The sequence below is a fragment of the Paraburkholderia sp. J11-2 genome (genome assembly GCF_905220185.1).
Classification (GTDB): Bacteria; Pseudomonadota; Gammaproteobacteria; order Burkholderiales; family Burkholderiaceae; genus Paraburkholderia.
Genome location: NZ_CAJMYY010000012.1, coordinates 42103 through 57341 on the forward strand (window position 1 = coordinate 42103; position 15239 = coordinate 57341).

Annotated in this window: 16 protein-coding genes; 9 read left to right on the forward strand and 7 right to left on the reverse strand. The window is 65.2% G+C overall.

All coding sequences use genetic code 11. The annotated features are described in order from the left end of the window. Positions 1-47: 47 nt before the first annotated feature. Positions 48-1142: a polysaccharide biosynthesis/export family protein gene (locus tag U5A57_RS18050; RefSeq protein WP_321913038.1), complete on the reverse strand. Its 1095-nt coding sequence runs from the start codon at positions 1140-1142 to the stop codon at positions 48-50. Between the two features lie 278 nt (positions 1143-1420). Then, positions 1421-2527 carry a sugar transferase gene (locus U5A57_RS18055; protein ID WP_321913039.1) on the reverse strand — a complete coding sequence of 369 codons (1107 nt, stop codon included), beginning with the start codon at positions 2525-2527 and terminating at the stop codon, positions 1421-1423. A 584-nt stretch (positions 2528-3111) separates the two neighbouring features. Here U5A57_RS18055 and U5A57_RS18060 point away from each other — a divergent pair. The 4 genes from U5A57_RS18060 (at position 3112) to U5A57_RS18075 (ending at position 6964) form a co-directional block, all read left to right on the forward strand. Beyond that, the gene (locus tag U5A57_RS18060) at positions 3112-4503 is read left to right on the forward strand and encodes a calcium-binding protein (protein ID WP_321913040.1); all 1392 of its coding nucleotides are present in this window, start codon (positions 3112-3114) and stop codon (positions 4501-4503) included. Between the two features lie 130 nt (positions 4504-4633). After that, complete coding sequence (locus U5A57_RS18065) at positions 4634-5737, forward strand: glycosyltransferase (protein WP_321913041.1); 1104 nt, start codon at positions 4634-4636, stop codon at positions 5735-5737. A gap of 132 nt (positions 5738-5869) precedes the next feature. Next, positions 5870-6004 (forward strand): entericidin A/B family lipoprotein, encoded by a 135-nt coding sequence (locus U5A57_RS18070; protein WP_158757106.1) that lies wholly within the window; start codon positions 5870-5872, stop codon positions 6002-6004. Positions 6005-6508: 504 nt separating this feature from the next. After that, positions 6509-6964, forward strand: a complete 456-nt coding sequence (locus U5A57_RS18075) for a host attachment protein (RefSeq protein WP_321913042.1) — start codon at positions 6509-6511, stop codon at positions 6962-6964. Between the two features lie 72 nt (positions 6965-7036). Here the strand turns inward: U5A57_RS18075 and U5A57_RS18080 are convergent, their stop codons facing one another. Beyond that, on the reverse strand, positions 7037-7213 hold the full coding sequence (locus tag U5A57_RS18080) for a DUF1427 family protein (protein WP_321913043.1): 177 nt from the start codon (positions 7211-7213) through the stop codon (positions 7037-7039). 27 nt (positions 7214-7240) lie between these two features. Then, positions 7241-8209: a zinc-binding alcohol dehydrogenase family protein gene (locus U5A57_RS18085; protein WP_321913044.1), complete on the reverse strand. Its 969-nt coding sequence runs from the start codon at positions 8207-8209 to the stop codon at positions 7241-7243. A 270-nt stretch (positions 8210-8479) separates the two neighbouring features. On the opposite strand from U5A57_RS18085, the gene U5A57_RS18090 reads away from it, so the two are divergent. Then, complete coding sequence (locus tag U5A57_RS18090; RefSeq protein WP_321913045.1) at positions 8480-9583, forward strand: acyltransferase; 1104 nt, start codon at positions 8480-8482, stop codon at positions 9581-9583. 83 nt (positions 9584-9666) lie between these two features. Here the strand turns inward: U5A57_RS18090 and U5A57_RS18095 are convergent, their stop codons facing one another. Further along, entirely contained in the window at positions 9667-10554 is an 888-nt protein-coding gene (locus U5A57_RS18095) for an MBL fold metallo-hydrolase (protein ID WP_321913046.1), read from the reverse strand. Positions 10555-10670: 116 nt separating this feature from the next. Here U5A57_RS18095 and U5A57_RS18100 point away from each other — a divergent pair, with 116 nt between their 5' ends. From U5A57_RS18100 to U5A57_RS18115, 4 genes are read left to right on the forward strand one after another with little or no spacing between them, the layout of a single operon-like run. After that, positions 10671-11018: a metalloregulator ArsR/SmtB family transcription factor gene (locus tag U5A57_RS18100; RefSeq protein WP_321913047.1), complete on the forward strand. Its 348-nt coding sequence runs from the start codon at positions 10671-10673 to the stop codon at positions 11016-11018. Then, positions 11015-11449 (forward strand): YeeE/YedE family protein, encoded by a 435-nt coding sequence (locus tag U5A57_RS18105; protein WP_321913048.1) that lies wholly within the window; start codon positions 11015-11017, stop codon positions 11447-11449. Before U5A57_RS18100 ends, U5A57_RS18105 begins: the two co-directional genes overlap by 4 nt. 1 nt (position 11450) lies before the next feature. Then, entirely contained in the window at positions 11451-11903 is a 453-nt protein-coding gene (locus U5A57_RS18110; protein WP_321913049.1) for a YeeE/YedE family protein, read from the forward strand. A gap of 29 nt (positions 11904-11932) precedes the next feature. Beyond that, complete coding sequence (locus U5A57_RS18115) at positions 11933-13552, forward strand: TIGR01244 family sulfur transferase (RefSeq protein ID WP_321913050.1); 1620 nt, start codon at positions 11933-11935, stop codon at positions 13550-13552. Positions 13553-13582: 30 nt separating this feature from the next. Here the strand turns inward: U5A57_RS18115 and U5A57_RS18120 are convergent, their stop codons facing one another. Together U5A57_RS18120 and rarD are read right to left on the reverse strand one after the other, a co-directional pair. Further along, complete coding sequence (locus tag U5A57_RS18120; RefSeq protein WP_321913051.1) at positions 13583-13963, reverse strand: DUF5594 family protein; 381 nt, start codon at positions 13961-13963, stop codon at positions 13583-13585. A 145-nt stretch (positions 13964-14108) separates the two neighbouring features. Then, positions 14109-14996 (reverse strand): EamA family transporter RarD, encoded by an 888-nt coding sequence (rarD, locus tag U5A57_RS18125; RefSeq protein ID WP_321913052.1) that lies wholly within the window; start codon positions 14994-14996, stop codon positions 14109-14111. Positions 14997-15239 lie beyond the last annotated feature (243 nt).

Consider the following 15239-nt stretch of genomic DNA (forward strand, 5'->3'; position numbering starts at 1 on the left):
CAGGTCGGCTGACGCGGTTCGTGTGGTTTGTGTTTTTCATATGGACATCAATATCCAATCGCACGGCTGGTCGCCGCGGCCTGGGTTGTCGGCAATATCAGGCTGATGACACGACTCCACTTCACGAGAGCAGACGTATCGACGAACACGACATCGTTGGGCTTGAGCTCGAACGAGTCGGCTGTGGCCATGGCAGAAGCGCTGCTCGCGTCGAGATGGAACACGACCGGCTGGCTGGTATCGCGTCCACGCACGACATACACCTGCGAGGCATCGCCCGACGACTGGTTGATCCCTCCCGCGTTGCCAAGCGCCTCATTGAGCGACATACGTCCGTTATTGAACATCACGCCGCCAGGACGCTCGACCTCGCCGACGACGAACACCTTGCTGTCTGTCTGCGCAAAGATCCGCACAAGGTCGCCGTCGCGCAGAACGATCCGGTCGGGATTGAACCCCTTGCGGATCATCGCCGGCATATCGATATCCACGGTCGTGTCGCCACGTGTCACAGACACATGCGAGCGGTCGGCATTGGCGGTGAAGCCACCCGCGCGATTGATCGCCTCGGGCAACGTCATCGGTCTGTCGTTGAGCACTTGCACGCCCGGCGTCTTGACCTCGCCGTCCAGATACACGCGCTTGCTGCGATAGGTCTCGATGCGCACGGTGATCTGCGGCTGACGCACGTATTTCGCGAGCTTCTGCGCGAGGACGTCGCGAACGCCCATCTCCGAAAGACCCAGGACTTTCAGCGGACCAATGTACGCATACTGAATAAATCCGTTGTTATCGACTGTGTAGCCGGACGCAACCGAACTAGCGCCCGAAGGAGCGTCGCCGGCACCGGCGCCGCCGGGCAGGTTGAGCTCGGGGTGATCCCACACCACGATGGTGAGAATATCGCCGGGGCCGATTTCATACGGCGTGGCCTTGGCGAACATCTTCTCCACGTCCTCGGGAATGCCCTTGGGGCGCGCCGCAGCTTCCTTGTCCACCAGGTCCCTCGTAATCTCGACGAGCGTGCCGGATGGCGCCCCCGCGATTCCCTTGGTCGCCACACTCTCGGGCACAGCCGTGCCAGATGCCGCACCGGCGCCCGGATTCGTCCCGGCGGCGCCCCCTCCGGCGGTGTAGGTCATGCCCGGCGCAAGGGCACAGCCGCTGAGCGCCGTGAGCACGAGGCAAACGGCACACGCAGCCCCGCGGCGCAGCGCACCCGCCAGTCCGAATTCCCGCACGACACGCGCGTGCTCAGTCCCGATCCAGTTCATCGCGTTGAGTCCCATCGCAACACCCCCAATCCGTTACACGCGTTCCGGGTCATGCCGTGTGACCCGGATACCTGATATGCCAAGCGCGTCTGCCGCTAACACCTTCGCAGCCCGCTTTCCGTTCCCGCCTGCGGCCCGTCTTCAGCTCAATACGCGCCGGTGCCGCGGATCACCACGAAAAACGTCTTGAACAGAATCCCGATGTCCTTCCGGAAGGTCCAGTTCTCCACATAGGAAACGTCGAGCAAAACGCGCGTCGCGTAGTCGATATCATTGCGCCCGCTCACCTGCCACAGGCCCGTAATACCCGGCGTGACCATCAGGTAGTACTTTCTCGCCTCGCCATAGCGCTCGAGTTCCTGATCGATGATCGGGCGCGGCCCGACAAAGCTCATCTGGCCGCGCAGGACGTTCCAGAGCTGCGGCAGTTCATCGAGGCTCGAGCGGCGCAGAAAGTGGCCGATCCGCGTCACGCGCACGTCGTTCTTCAGCTTGAATTCACGCTCCCATTCGGCGCGGGCTTCGGGATCGCGCTCGAGGAGTTCCTTGAGCACCTGCTCGGAATTCATCACCATCGAGCGGAACTTGAGACAGCGGAACTTCTTGCCATGGCGTCCTACGCGCGTATGGCCGTACAACGCCGGTCCGCCATCGCGCTTGACCAGCAGCGCGAGCATGACGAGCAGCGGCGAGAGCACGACAATCGCGCCAACTGCCGCCACAACGTCGAAGAGGCGCTTCAAGGCATGCCCGACAACGGCGTTGCGAACCGCGTCGCGCGCACCGACCTCGAGCGTCTCCCGGCGCCACCAGGCACGCGTCACGCGCAACACGCTCAATTCCGAAAAGAACAGCGTGTGCGAGAGCAGCAGCGAAATACCCGTTGTCAATGTCCAGTACATGAACCACGGCAGCGCCAGCAAGTGATCGTGATGAATCGCATAAAGCAGCACGAGTCCGCAGAGCTGCACCGCGAGCCAGGCGAACGCCGTACGGCCCGCGACGCTGATCGGCGACCGGCTGCCACGTGTGCCATAGGTTCCGCAGGCGGGAAAGACAGAGAGGGCAAGCGCCGCGCAAAACGCCACCAGCGTGGGATCGGGGTGATGCACCGCGGCCACCTGCCCGGAATTCAGATTCAGGTGTACGGCGCATATCGCGCCCAGCACGATCAGCACGACATCGACCGTACGTTGCAGCACGATATCGACCGTACGTTGCGTAAGCTCTGACCGTTGCGTTAACTCTGACATGTCCCTGCCCCAGTGCGTGTCGTGTTCGTCAGACGTTTGTGGCCGATGCGTTCGTCCGCCAGGAGCGGACACACGGACCCCGTGCCCCGAGCGATTCATGCATACGCTGCTCGCCCGACGGCCACGACAACACATTACGGTGTGAGCAACAGGCAGACCGTGCGCAATCCCACCAACTGTCTGTGATCGTCGGCGGCGTCATGCACAAGCCGTGTGACTGGGCGCATGCGCGCATAGCGTTGTGTGCGTTCGCGCACATAACGCAACGGCGATGCGCTTCGCGGGGGAGTGACGGTGCGTGGAATCAGGACTTCCTGTCCTGCCATTGCAGCCCGTTTTCAGATGTGCCCGAAAGGGGGCCGATTGATATGAAGGATTCCTTATTTTTTTGTAAGGCATCGGTTGTAGCAGGAATTTAAGCTTTCGCGGAATGCCCATCCGTTCGCCGTCGCACACACGAAGGCGGCAACTGCGCATCAAAATGGGCCCTGAAATCCGCTCCAACCGGGACAGAACCATCGAGACGCCGCCACGAGGCAAGGCGCGCGCATCCGGCGGCGGCCGCCCCACGCGAGGAATACGCCGTGAAGCATCCCGTAGCACTCATCGCTGGCCTGCTCGCCAGACGAACCGCCTCCCAGCGTTTGCGACACGTAAGCCTGGCGAAACCGCGTGGGCGGCCTGGCACGCGTGTCGCCGGAAGCCTCGCGACCGGCTTTTGCGCGCTCGCCTGCGCAACGGCGGCGCACGCGAGTGGCGCGGCACAGGCAATGCCCGCCGACGACTTCCTCCAGACGCTCGCGGTCGTGACCCACGTCAGTTACACCGACGGCGCGTACGTCAACGTGCACAACGTCGCCGACGATATGGCATGGCTCGGCATCCACCACGTTCGCGATTACGCGCCCGGCTCGTCCATCCCGTTCTCGAGCTACGTGTATCTCGCGCAGCGCGGCGTGAAATTCAACTTTCTGATGGGCGCGGACTTTGAGAAAAAAATCGCGCTGGCCGCGAAGTTGAACACCGAGGTACCCGGCAGCGTCGCGGCCATCGAAGGCCCCAACGAGCTCAACAATTTTTCGATCACTTACCAGGGACTTACCGGCGCCGCAGCCGGGCTCGCGGTACAGCGCGATCTTTACGCACGCGTGCACGGCACGCCGGAGCTTGCAGGTGTGCCGGTATATGACGCGACCGGCTTCGACCCCAAGTCAGTCGAGACGCGCACGAATTCTGCCGACTACGCGAATCAGCACGTCTACCCGCAAAACGGCGAACAACCGCTCTGGAATGCAAACGGCGACAAGTGGATGCTTGCAGCCATTCACCTCGGCCAGAGATTTCAGTTACCGCTCGTCGTCACCGAGTTCGGCTACTTCTCTCTGCCACAGGCGGGCTGGTACATGCTCGGCGTCGACGAGGCGACACAGGCCAAGGGCGTGCTCAACGGCTATATGGACGCTGCGGCAGCGGGCGTGAAACGGCTCTACGTGTATGAACTGCTCGACGAAAAGCCCGATCCGGAGCGCAAGAACGACGAAATGCATTACGGGCTCTTCCGCAACGACAACAGCCCCAAACCCGTGGCCTACGCGATTCGCAATCTCACCGCGATCCTGAACGCCAACACGACGCGACGCACAAGCGCTGCGGCGCGCAGCACGCTCGCATATACGCTTTCGGAGATGCCGCCATCGGCAAACAGCCTGCTGCTGCAGAAGAAGGACGGGCGCTTCGTACTGGTGCTCTGGAATGAAACGCTCATCTGGAACCGGGCGACGGGAGCGCCGCTCGCGAGCCCCCCCGCGCGCGTCGATGTCGACTTTGGCGGAAAAGCAAAGCGTGTCGACCTGTACGATCCGCTCACTTCGGCGCAGCCGCTTGAAAGCCATCGCGACTTGCGCCAGCTCTCCGTGAACGTGCCGGATCACGTCATCCTGCTCGAAATCACTCCCGCGGACACACCGGGAACCTGAGCGCGCGGCCAGTCAATGACTTGTCCTGACCGGAGCCCACGCGCGCCGACGCCCTCAGGAGGTTCGGCGTGTGCGGCGTGCCCGCCTTTGTATAATCGCGCATTCCTCCTTCCGGTCGCGGTTTCCTTTCATGCTCAGTTTCGCCCTCGGCTTTCTCGTTTCACTGCTGGTCACGCTGCTGATCGTGCGCTACGCGCATCTGCATGAAAGGTTCTCCGTCGACTCCGACCTTGCGGGCGTGCAGAAATTTCACGTGCGGCCCGTCCCGCGCATTGGCGGAACAGGCATCCTCGCCGGGCTCATCGTGGCGGCTGCGCAGTTGCACGGCGCGTATCCGGCCGTTTCGGGCGGCATACTCGGCATCGTCGCGTGCGGGCTGCCCGCGTTCGCTTCGGGGCTGATCGAAGACCTTACCAAGCGCGTTTCGCCGCTTGCGCGCCTCCTGTGCACGATGGCCGCCGCCGCGCTCGCGTTCTGGTTTCTCGGCATCGCGGTCACGCGCATCAGCGTGCCGCCGCTCGACTTCCTGCTTTCCTACGCGGCGATTTCCTTCGTCATCACCGTGCTCGCGGTCGCGGCGCTCGCCAACGCGATCAACATCATCGACGGCTTCAACGGCCTCGCCTCGATGGTCGCGTTCATGATGTTCGCCTCGCTCGCCTACGTGGCGTTCCAGGTGCACGACCCGGTGGTGCTCTCGGCGTCGTTCATCATGATGGGCGCGGTGCTGGGCTTCTTCATGTGGAATTTCCCGGCGGGCCTGATCTTCCTCGGCGACGGCGGCGCGTATTTCATCGGCTTCATGCTCGCCGAACTGTCGATCCTGCTCGTCATGCGCAACCGCGACGTGTCGGCCTGGTATCCGGTGCTGCTCTTCATGTATCCGATCTTCGAGACCTGCTTTTCGATCTACCGCAAGAAGTTCGTGCGCGGCATGTCGCCCGGCATTCCCGACGGCGTGCACCTGCACATGCTCGTCTACAAGCGCCTCATGCGCTGGGTCGTGGGCGCGCGCAACGCACGCGAACTCACGCGGCGCAATTCGCTCACTTCGCCGTACCTGTGGCTGCTCTGCCTGATTGCCGTGATTCCGGCCACGCTGTTCTGGCGCCACACGCTGCACCTGTTCTGCTTCGTCGTGCTGTTCGCGCTCACTTACGTGTGGCTCTACGTGAGCATCGTGCGCTTTCGCTCGCCGAAATGGCTCGTCGTGCGCAGGACGCGCAGGCGCTGAAAACGGCTAGCTGCGCAAGCTCGGCGCATATGGCCCCGCTTCGCGCGTAGAATCGAAAGGAACGGCGGCGCGCATGCCTCATGCCCGCCGCCGCTTCTTTTCGACGTCCATTTCGATTCAGGGAGAGCCGATATGAGCCGTTATCTCGCGTTTGCGCTTGCACTGTTCGCCGTCACCCTCGCCGCCTGCAACACCATCGCTGGCGCGGGCGAGGACATCTCGAAGGGCGGACAAGCCATCACCAACTCGGCGGAAAAAGCCAAATAAGCCGCTTGTGGATGAGTCGCGGTGCGAGCGAGCGCTCACGCCGCGGCACCTTTGCGCAAGCGCGCGATTTCCGTCTCCAGTTTGCGCATACGCGCCTCGCGTTGCGCCGCTGCCTCTTCCAGTTCGCGAATGCGCGCCTCGCTCGTCTCACGCCGACTTCACGTCCGCCGCCCCGAAGCGCTGTGGAATAGGCTGCGCGCCGCGGAGTCGGCCGCGGCGGCCAAAGAGTAGTTTCTTCCGCCAAAAAAGAGAATCCGGCAGTAACGAGAATCGTCCTCTCGAATTCCGGAAAGAAAAACGGCCTGCGGGGGCATGCGGCTCGCCGGCCCGACGCTTCGCGCCACGCGCATGCCGGCGGCGCACGAGGCACATAGTCGGGCGCGGCGGCATTTCCCGCGCCGTGCGGCCCGAAGCGCGCTACCCTTGATATTCACGCCGCGTGGCGCGAGTCCTCTCAACCGCCCGGCTGCCTCATGCGCCGGACGCCATGGCAGGGAGTCGAACATGTCGAAAACGATCTGGATTGTCGTCGCCAACCGTGTGACCGCGCGCATTTTCGCCGCAGAAAGCCCGCTGGGCGCCATCGACGAAGTCGAGACGCTGCTGCATTTGCAGGGCCGCATGCTCGATGAGAACCTCGTGACCGACAAACCGGGGCGCACCACCGACCGCGTCGGTTTCGGCCGCAGCGCGACCGACCCTGACACCAGCCAGCACGACCACGAAGCCACCGTGTTCGCCGCGGAGATCGCGACGACGCTCACGAAGGGCCGCAACGACGCGCGCTACGGCACGCTCGTGCTCGCGGCGCCTCCGGCGTTCCTCGGCGTGCTGCGCAAGGCGATCGACGCGCAAACGCGCAGCCTCGTCACGCTCGAACTCGACAAGGATCTCGCGGCGCTCGATGCGCGTGCGCTGCGCGCACGCCTGCCTGAGCGGCTCGTGCGGGCCGAGGCGTGAGCTAGCTGCCCAGTAACATGCGCGCGGGCCGCTATCCCGCGCGCGGGGCAACGATTGCCCCGCGCAGCCCGCTCACCCCGCAAGGTGCGCGACGCACGCGCGCACGAGGCCGATGACGTTCTCGCCCGCCAGCATGCCGAGCAGCCCGACGAGCGCAATGGTCGGCGGCGCCGGCGACTTCACCTGCAGCACGTTGTAGAGCAGCCCCGCGAGCGCGCCGACCGCGAACGACACCAGATACCCCTTCATCGCCCTCTCCCGTTCGTCGTCCGGCGCTCACGCCATGTCGATCACGACGCGCCCGGGCGTGCCCGCCGCGACCGCCTCGTAGGCCTCGCGCGAGCGTGCGAGCGGGAAGTGCGCGGCCACGACCGGCGGCTCGAACCGGCCCGCATCGAACGCTTCGGCAATCGCACGCATGAGCGGCGCGGATTCTGCGACGCCGAGCTTCGCGCTATCGGCGCCGAGCAGCTGCGTTTCGTTGTGATAGAAGTCGATCAGGTCGAACTCCACGCGCCGCTTGCCGGTTGCGCTGATCTCGACCACGCGGCCACGCCGCTTCGCGAGCGAGAGCGCCAGTTCGAACGCCACGCCGCCCACGGCGTCGTAGACCACGTCGGCGCCCGCGCCGCCCGTCAGCTCGCGCACGCGTTCGGCGGTGTGCTCGTTCATGGGCACGAAGGCGTCGATGAGGCGCGCGGCCGGCGAACCGGCAAGCGGCGCCTCGCGGCCCACGCCAATCACGCGCGCGCCGCGCGCCTTTGCGATCTGCGTGACCGCGCCGCCCACGCCGCCCGATACGCCGATCACGGCAATCGTTTCGCCCTCGGCGAGATGCGCGTAATCGACGGTGCCAAGCCACGCCACGACGAAATTCACGCCAATGGACGCGGCCTGCGCATGCGAAAGCGCCGCGGGCTTGCGCGCGAGCGCGGCCACGGGCACCTCGATGAACTCGGCGTGCGTGCCGTCGCGCGTGAAGCCGATGTCGCCGCCCGTGCCCCAGACCTCGGCGCCGAGCCAGTGCGCCGGGCCCGCCACCACCACGCCGCTGAAGTCGCGCCCCGGCACGCGCGGCGGCACCGTGTGCTCGAAATGACCGGAGACGTTCTTCACGTCGCTCGGGTTGACCGAGGCGGCGCGCACCTGCACGAGCGCGCTATCGGCGCCGGGCACGGGCGTGGGCAGATCGACGTATTCGAGCACCTCTGGCTTGCCGAAGGTCTTGAACTGGATGGCTTTCATGGCTTCACTCCGTGGAATCGGCTTTCGCGCTACTGCATATGCAAACGCGGTATCGAACTGGAGGCCAATGTAATGTGTTGCCGGCCGGTTGTGCGGACAGAGACTTTCGAATTTCGGACAAGGTAATTCTTTAACTAATTGCTGACTTCTGTACGCTCGCCCACAAAACTACGCATTCGCATAACTTTCAGCAATGTCAGAATAGCCGCGATCAAACGCAGCACATCCGTCCCGGCCGCCATTGGCGAACGCGCAGACCGCGCACCCAACATGCAAAAGTTAAAGTCGCTCACCGTGCTGCGCGCCGTTGCAGCCACAACGGTCATCTTCTTTCACATCATGTCGCCGACTGGACACACGTTCGGTGAATTTGGCGTCGACATTTTCTTCGTCATAAGCGGTTTCGTCATCGCCCTCGTGCTGGACAACCCCGAATTGACCGCACAGCGCTTTCTCGCGGACCGCATTGCCCGCATCGTGCCGCTGTACTGGGTGCTGACGTTTGGCGTATTCGTCGGAGCACTCATCGCTCCTGAGCTGTTGAATTCGACGACCGCCGACCTCGGGAATCTGCTGAAATCGCTGTTTTTCATTCCCTATCGCAAGGAAAGTGGCCAGATATTCCCGATGTTGTTCGTCGGCTGGACGCTGAACTACGAAATGCTGTTTTACGCGGTCACCGCCGTCTCGCTGATCGTGATGCGTCGTCACCGCCTGCTGCTCACGTCAGCGTTGCTCCTTGCGATCTTTTGCGCGGCGAAGGCATCGCACTCGCACGGGGTATTTGCCGCGTTCTATACGAATCAGCGGATATTCGAGTTCCCGCTCGGTATTTTGGCCTACCAACTCTGGAAATTCGGAGTCCGGATCAAGCTGCCGCTTGCCGGATGCATGGCCGTAGCAGCCTATGCGTGGATGGCCTGGATCAACTGGCACGACCTGTCTAACGCACCGCTGCTGTATTACGGCCTGCCCGCTTTCGTGCTGATCGCCAGCACACTGAGCCTCGAATCGGCGACGGGTTCGGGCTGGGTGACTCGCGCGGCGATATTCATCGGCAACGCGAGTTACGCCATCTATTTGAGCCATCCATACTGTGTTGAAGCGGCGCGCAAACTGCTGCCGGACGCGATCGATGGCTTTGACGCGACTGCGCCGCTCGGCGTGGCGCTCACCATGATCGTGGCTACAGCCATGGGCGCCGCGCTCTATCAGTTCGTCGACTGGCCACTGCACAGGCGCGCGCGCCGTCTGTTGCACGCTGTGCCGGCCATACGGCTGCGCAGGTCCCGGTTCACCGGCGCGGACCGTGCAGGCAAGGCTGCCCTCCAGGAGCCGACCGACGACCTGCCAGTCAACGAGGACGCGAACTGAACAGCGAAGAGCGCGGGCAGCGTGCGTTCAAAAACGGTTTCCCCGCTCCCAGAAGCACATCGCGCAACGCGTAGAGCAACGATTCACAGCGCGTCGACCGGAATCTTCAGATAACGCACGCCATTGGCTTCGGGCTCCGGCATGCGGCCGGCGCGGATGTTCACCTGGATCGACGGCAGGATCAGGTTCGGCATGGCGAGCGTGCGGTCGCGCGCGGTGCGCATCTCCACGAACGCCGCTTCGCTCACGCTCTCGTTCAGGTGGATGTTGCCGCTGCGCTGCGCGCTCACCGTGGTCTCGAAGCAGGGTCCGCGCGAAGCGGGCGGATAGTCGTGGCACATGAAAAGGCGCGTGTCGCCCGGCAGATCGAGCAGCTTGCGCGCCGAGCGGAAGAGCGTGTGCGCGTCGCCGCCCGGGAAGTCGCAACGCGCCGAGCCCACGTCGGGCATGAAAAGCGTGTCGCCCACGAACACGGCGTTGCCGATCTGGTAAGCGAGGTCCGCGGGCGTGTGGCCGGGCACGTGCAGCGCGCGGGCCTCCAACGCGCCAACCTGGAACGTCTCGCCGTCCTGGAACAGCACGTCGAACTGGCTGCCGTCCGGGCTCAGCGTCTCGCCCAGATTGAACACCGCGCGAAACACGCCCTGTACGGCGCGAATATGCTCGCCAATCGCAATGCGCCCGCCCAACTGCGCCTTCAGATACGGCGCCGCCGAAAGATGATCGGCGTGCGCGTGCGTTTCCAGCAGCCACTCGACACGAAGCCCGTATTCGCGCACGAACGCGATCACGCGCTCGGCCGATTCCGTGGCGGTACGGCCCGATTTGGGATCGTAGTCGAGCACCGGGTCGATGATCGCGCAAGCCGTACCGCGCCCCGCGTGCACGACGTAGGTGACCGTGGCCGTGACGGGGTCGAAGAACGGCTCGACGTTGGGTTCGGGTGTTGGCAGCTGGGCTGGGTTGAACATCGCGGGCTCCACAAAAGTGACCCTCTATTGAAACACATATTATAAATTTATATAATGTTTTTAGACAAAGTATAATGCGACGGATCGCCGTTTAACTTCGTCCATCGAGGCGACAAATGAACTCACCACTCGCTCCCGAAGCGCTCGCGGCCCTGCGCGAGTCCGCCGAAAAGTGCTGTGCGCTGCTCAAGGCGCTCGCGCACGAAGACCGTCTCCTGCTGCTTTGCCAGCTCACCGAGGGCGAGCGCAACGTCGGCGAGCTCGAGGAACTGGTTGGCGTGCATCAGCCGAGCCTTTCGCAGCATCTGGGCAAGCTGCGCGACGAAGGCCTCGTCGACACGCGCCGCGAAGGCAAATACATCTACTACCGCCTTGCGAGCCCCGAGGTCATCCAGGTCATGCAGACGCTGTCGAGCCTCTACTGCGGGCGGCTGAAGGTGCAAGCGCCGGGACAAGCGTCATGAGCCTCGACCTCGCCCACTTCACGCCTTACGCCTCTTTCGCGGGCGGCCTGATGATCGGCGCGGCCGCCGCGCTCTTCGTGCTCGTGAACGGCCGCATTGCGGGTATCAGCGGCTTGCTGGGCGGCTTGTTGCCAGGCTCGGGAGCCGAGCGCGGGGTGAATGCCGCATTCGTCGTCGGCCTCGTCGCCGCACCTTTGCTGTGGCAGTTGCGCGCGGCGCTGCCGGCCATACAGATCGACGCGTCCGCGCTCACGCTCGTCGTGGCGGGCCTGCTGGTCGGCGTCGGCACGCGTTACGGGTCGGGCTGCACGAGCGGCCACGGCGTGTGCGGAATCGCGCGCGGCTCGCGGCGCTCGTTCGTCGCAACAGGCGCGTTCATGGCGGCGGGCTTCGCCACCGTGTTCGCCGTGCGTCACCTGGTCGGAGGCTGACATGCGAAAACTTAGCGCACTCGCGTGCGGTCTGCTGTTCGGTATCGGCTTGCTCGTCTCGGGCATGGCCAATCCGGCCAAAGTGCTCGGCTTTCTCGACCTCACCGGCAACTGGGACCCATCGCTTGCCTTCGTGATGGCGGGCGCCATCGCGGTCGCCGCACCCGCCTTCTGGCTCGCGCGCACGCGAACAACCAGCCTCGCCGGCGCGCCGATTCAGTTGCCCACGTCGCGGCGTATCGATGGCCGGCTGGTCGGCGGCGCCTTGCTGTTCGGCGCGGGCTGGGGGCTCGCGGGCTTCTGCCCCGGCCCCGCGCTCGTCGCCGCGGGCGGCGGCCAGCCGCGCGCCTGGCTCTTCGTCGCCGCCATGCTCGCCGGCATGGCGATCTACGCGGTGCTGGAGCAGCGCCGCCGTTCGCAGGAAACCACATTGAGCAGCACCAAACCACACTAATCTGCGCCAGCCTCGGGACCAAAAATTACATGCAAATCACGCAACACGACGCGCGCTTCGCAAGCGCCGACCAGATCACACCCGACGACCTCGCCGCCATCCACGCGGCGGGCTATCGCTCGATCATCTGCAACCGGCCCGATGGCGAAGGCGGCGAGGCGCAGCCCACGTCGCAGGCGCTGCGCACGGCGGCGGCACAACTCGGCCTGCAGTTCGCCTATCTGCCGGTGAAGCCCGGCCAGATCACCGCCGACGCCGCCGCACAGTTCGCCCAGTTGCTCGTCGACCTGCCCGGCCCCGTGCTCGCGTACTGCCGCAGCGGCAACCGCGCCACCAACCTCTATCAGCTCGCGCAGCAAGGCGCGCCGGTGCCAGCGGCCACGCAAGCCGCGACTGCCGCGCGCGCTGCGACGGCGGCCTGCGCGTGGGAGGGCGAAACCTGGGATGTGGTCGTGATCGGCGGCGGCACGGCGGGCATCGCCGTCACCTCGAGCCTGCTGCGCCGTGAGCCGAACCTGAAGATCGCCATCGTCGAGCCAAGCGATCATCACGACTATCAGCCCGCCTGGACGCTGGTCGGCGGCGGCGCCTACGACGTGACGAAAACGCGCCGCCCCATGGCGAGCGTCATGCCCGCTGGCGTGAAGTGGTTCCGCACGGCCGCCACGCGCGTCGAGCCGGAGGCAAACGTCGTGCAGCTCGACAGCGGCGTGCGCGTGGCCTACCGCCAGCTCATCGTGGCGCCGGGGCTGCGGCTCGCGTGGGAGCGCATTGCGGGCCTCACGGAAACGCTCGGCAAGAACGGCGTGACCTCGAACTATCGCTACGACCTCGCGCCGTACACCTGGGAGCTCGTGCAGCAGATGAAGGGCGGCACCGCCCTCTTCAGCCAGCCCGGCATGCCGATCAAGTGCGCAGGCGCGCCGCAAAAAGCCATGTATCTCGCCTGCGACCACTGGCGCCGCCAGGGCGTGCTTGGCAAGGTCAACGTCGAATTCAATCTCGCGGGCGCCGTGCTGTTCGGCGTGGCGACCTTCGTGCCGCCGCTCATGGAGTACGTGAAGCGCTACAACGCGAATCTCGCGTTCTCGTCGAACCTTGTCGCCGTGGACGGCCCGGCGCGTCTCGCCACGTTCGAAGTGAAGGATGCGAACGGCAACGTCACGCGTGTGGAGAAGCGCTTCGACATGCTGCACGCCGTGCCGCCACAGGTCGCGCCCGACTTTATCCGCGACAGCCAGCTCGCGGACGAGGCCGGCTGGTGCGAAGTGGATCACGCCACGCTCCAGCATCCGCGCTATCCGAACGTGTTCTCGCTCGGCGACGTGTGCTCCGCACCGAACGCCAAGACCGGCGCGGCCGCACGCAAGCAGGCCGTGATCGTGGCCGAGAATCTGCTCGCCGCGCGCGCAGGCGCGCCGCTCGCCTGCCGCTACGATGGCTACGGCTCGTGCCCGCTCACCGTGGAAAAGGGCAAGGTCGTGCTGGCCGAGTTCGGTTATGGCGGGCGCCTCTTGCCCACCTTCCCGCTCGACCCCACGCGGCCGCGCCGCCTCATGTGGCTGCTCAAGGCGAGCGTGCTGCCGAGCTTCTACTGGTGGGGCATGCTCAAAGGCCGCGAATGGCTCACGCGGGCGGCGCGCGGTTGACGAGAACGATGGGCACAGAGGGCTGCTGAATCAGCCCTCGAAATCGAGCCCGCCAAGCAGCACTTCCGGCTCGCCCTGCGTGCGCGATGCGAAATCGACAGGGCGAGCCGACTCCCATGACGCCAGCTTGCGCCCGGTCGCTTCGAGGTAGTGCTCGAAGCGCGCTTCGCCGCCGGGCTCCATGAGGCGCTCGATCTCCTCGGTGTCCCAGGTCAGCGAGACATTCAACGGATACCCGTACGGATGCCGGTGCTCGTTCGCGAGACCGCGAAGGCGCACGCGCGTGGGATGGCCGTGCCCGGCGTTGGGCACGACGTCGACGTGCACCGAAGGTCCGAATTGTTTCGCCAGCTTCGCCGCAATACGCGGTGCGAATTCTTCCTCGAACCGGCGAACGGCTTCGATACTCATGCGCGGGGCGCTCCACGGAGGATTGACTGCGGGTTAAGGCGCTGTTGGTCGCGGCCGTGCAGCGCATCGTGCTGGCATCCTACCGCGCCGTCAGCGTGTCAGCCAATGCCCGACAGCGCATCGCGGCCCAGACCCTTCACGCCACTCACGCCGCCCGGCGCCCACGTGCAGCCACAAGGCTGCGCACGCCTTCGAGCGAATACACGCCGAGCGCGACCCAGATCGCGCCGTACCCCACGGCGCGCACCGCGCCGAACGGCTCCCCGTAGATGAGCACGCCAGTGAGCAACTGCAGCGTGGGCGTGACGTACTGGATAAGACCGAGCATCGACAGCGGAATGCGCCGCGCGGCCGCGCCGAAGAGGAGCAGCGGGATCGCCGTGATCGGGCCGGAGGCCGCGAGCAGCAGTTGCAGCCCGCGCGAGGCATGCGTGAAGTGGCTCTCGCCGGCGAGGGCCACGATCGTCAGATAAACGATCGCAACGGGAAAGAGCAAGACCGTTTCGAGCGCGAGGCCTTCGAGCGCGCCGAGCTTCGCGGTCTTGCGCAGGAGGCCATAGCCGCCGAAGGTCACGGCGAGCGCGAGACTGATCCAGGGCGGCGCGCCGTTCTGCCAGGTGAGCCATACGACGCCCGCGGTGGCCAGCGCCACGGCGGCCCATTGCAGCGCGCGCAGGCGCTCGCGCAGGAACGCATAGCCGAACAGCACGTTGATGAGCGGATTGATGAAGTAGCCGAGGCTCGCCTCGACGATGTGCCCGGCATTGACGGCCCAGATATAGATGCCCCAGTTGGCCGAAAGCAGCACGGCGCTCGCGACGAAGCGCGCGAGCAGGCGGCGGTCGCGCAGCGTGGGCCCGAGCCAGCGCCAGTGGTGGCGCACGACGAGCACGGCGATCACGAACAGCAGCGACCACGCCATGCGGTGCGCGAGCATTTCGAGCGCGGGGATCTGGTGCAGCGTCTTGAAGTAGATGGGGAAGAGCCCCCAGAGAACGAATGCAGCGAACGCGTAGAGGATGCCGGGATTCATGTTCGATTCTGGTTATGGAGACGCCAGTCCTACGCGGCGCTGTTCGGCGCGTGCTTGCAAGAGGTCAGGGCCCGTGCGAAGGCAATTGAAAGCCAGGCGGTGCGCGCCCAATTTCGCTTAACCCTGCGCCAAGCCGCCGGTTTTGCGACAATAGCGGATTTTCGCCGCCAGCCTTGGCCGTTGTCCAGCCTGACGCGCCGCTTACGGCGCGCGCTGTTCTCAACGCGGCAGGCGGCGCCGCCC

Bases quoted from the DNA above. Each gene is read 5' to 3' on its own strand.
- U5A57_RS18050 (WP_321913038.1), bottom strand. From the start codon at position 1,142: ATGACCTACACCGCCGGAGGGGGCGCCGCCGGGACGAATCCGGGCGCC.
- U5A57_RS18055 (WP_321913039.1), bottom strand. From the start codon at position 2,527: ATGTCAGAGTTAACGCAACGGTCAGAGCTTACGCAACGTACGGTCGAT.
- U5A57_RS18065 (WP_321913041.1), top strand. From the start codon at position 4,634: ATGCTCAGTTTCGCCCTCGGCTTTCTCGTTTCACTGCTGGTCACGCTG.
- U5A57_RS18070 (WP_158757106.1), top strand. From the start codon at position 5,870: ATGAGCCGTTATCTCGCGTTTGCGCTTGCACTGTTCGCCGTCACCCTC.
- U5A57_RS18075 (WP_321913042.1), top strand. From the start codon at position 6,509: ATGTCGAAAACGATCTGGATTGTCGTCGCCAACCGTGTGACCGCGCGC.
- U5A57_RS18080 (WP_321913043.1), bottom strand. From the start codon at position 7,213: ATGAAGGGGTATCTGGTGTCGTTCGCGGTCGGCGCGCTCGCGGGGCTG.
- U5A57_RS18085 (WP_321913044.1), bottom strand. From the start codon at position 8,209: ATGAAAGCCATCCAGTTCAAGACCTTCGGCAAGCCAGAGGTGCTCGAA.
- U5A57_RS18090 (WP_321913045.1), top strand. From the start codon at position 8,480: ATGCAAAAGTTAAAGTCGCTCACCGTGCTGCGCGCCGTTGCAGCCACA.
- U5A57_RS18095 (WP_321913046.1), bottom strand. From the start codon at position 10,554: ATGTTCAACCCAGCCCAGCTGCCAACACCCGAACCCAACGTCGAGCCG.
- U5A57_RS18100 (WP_321913047.1), top strand. From the start codon at position 10,671: ATGAACTCACCACTCGCTCCCGAAGCGCTCGCGGCCCTGCGCGAGTCC.
- U5A57_RS18105 (WP_321913048.1), top strand. From the start codon at position 11,015: ATGAGCCTCGACCTCGCCCACTTCACGCCTTACGCCTCTTTCGCGGGC.
- U5A57_RS18110 (WP_321913049.1), top strand. From the start codon at position 11,451: ATGCGAAAACTTAGCGCACTCGCGTGCGGTCTGCTGTTCGGTATCGGC.
- U5A57_RS18115 (WP_321913050.1), top strand. From the start codon at position 11,933: ATGCAAATCACGCAACACGACGCGCGCTTCGCAAGCGCCGACCAGATC.
- U5A57_RS18120 (WP_321913051.1), bottom strand. From the start codon at position 13,963: ATGAGTATCGAAGCCGTTCGCCGGTTCGAGGAAGAATTCGCACCGCGT.
- rarD (WP_321913052.1), bottom strand. From the start codon at position 14,996: ATGAATCCCGGCATCCTCTACGCGTTCGCTGCATTCGTTCTCTGGGGG.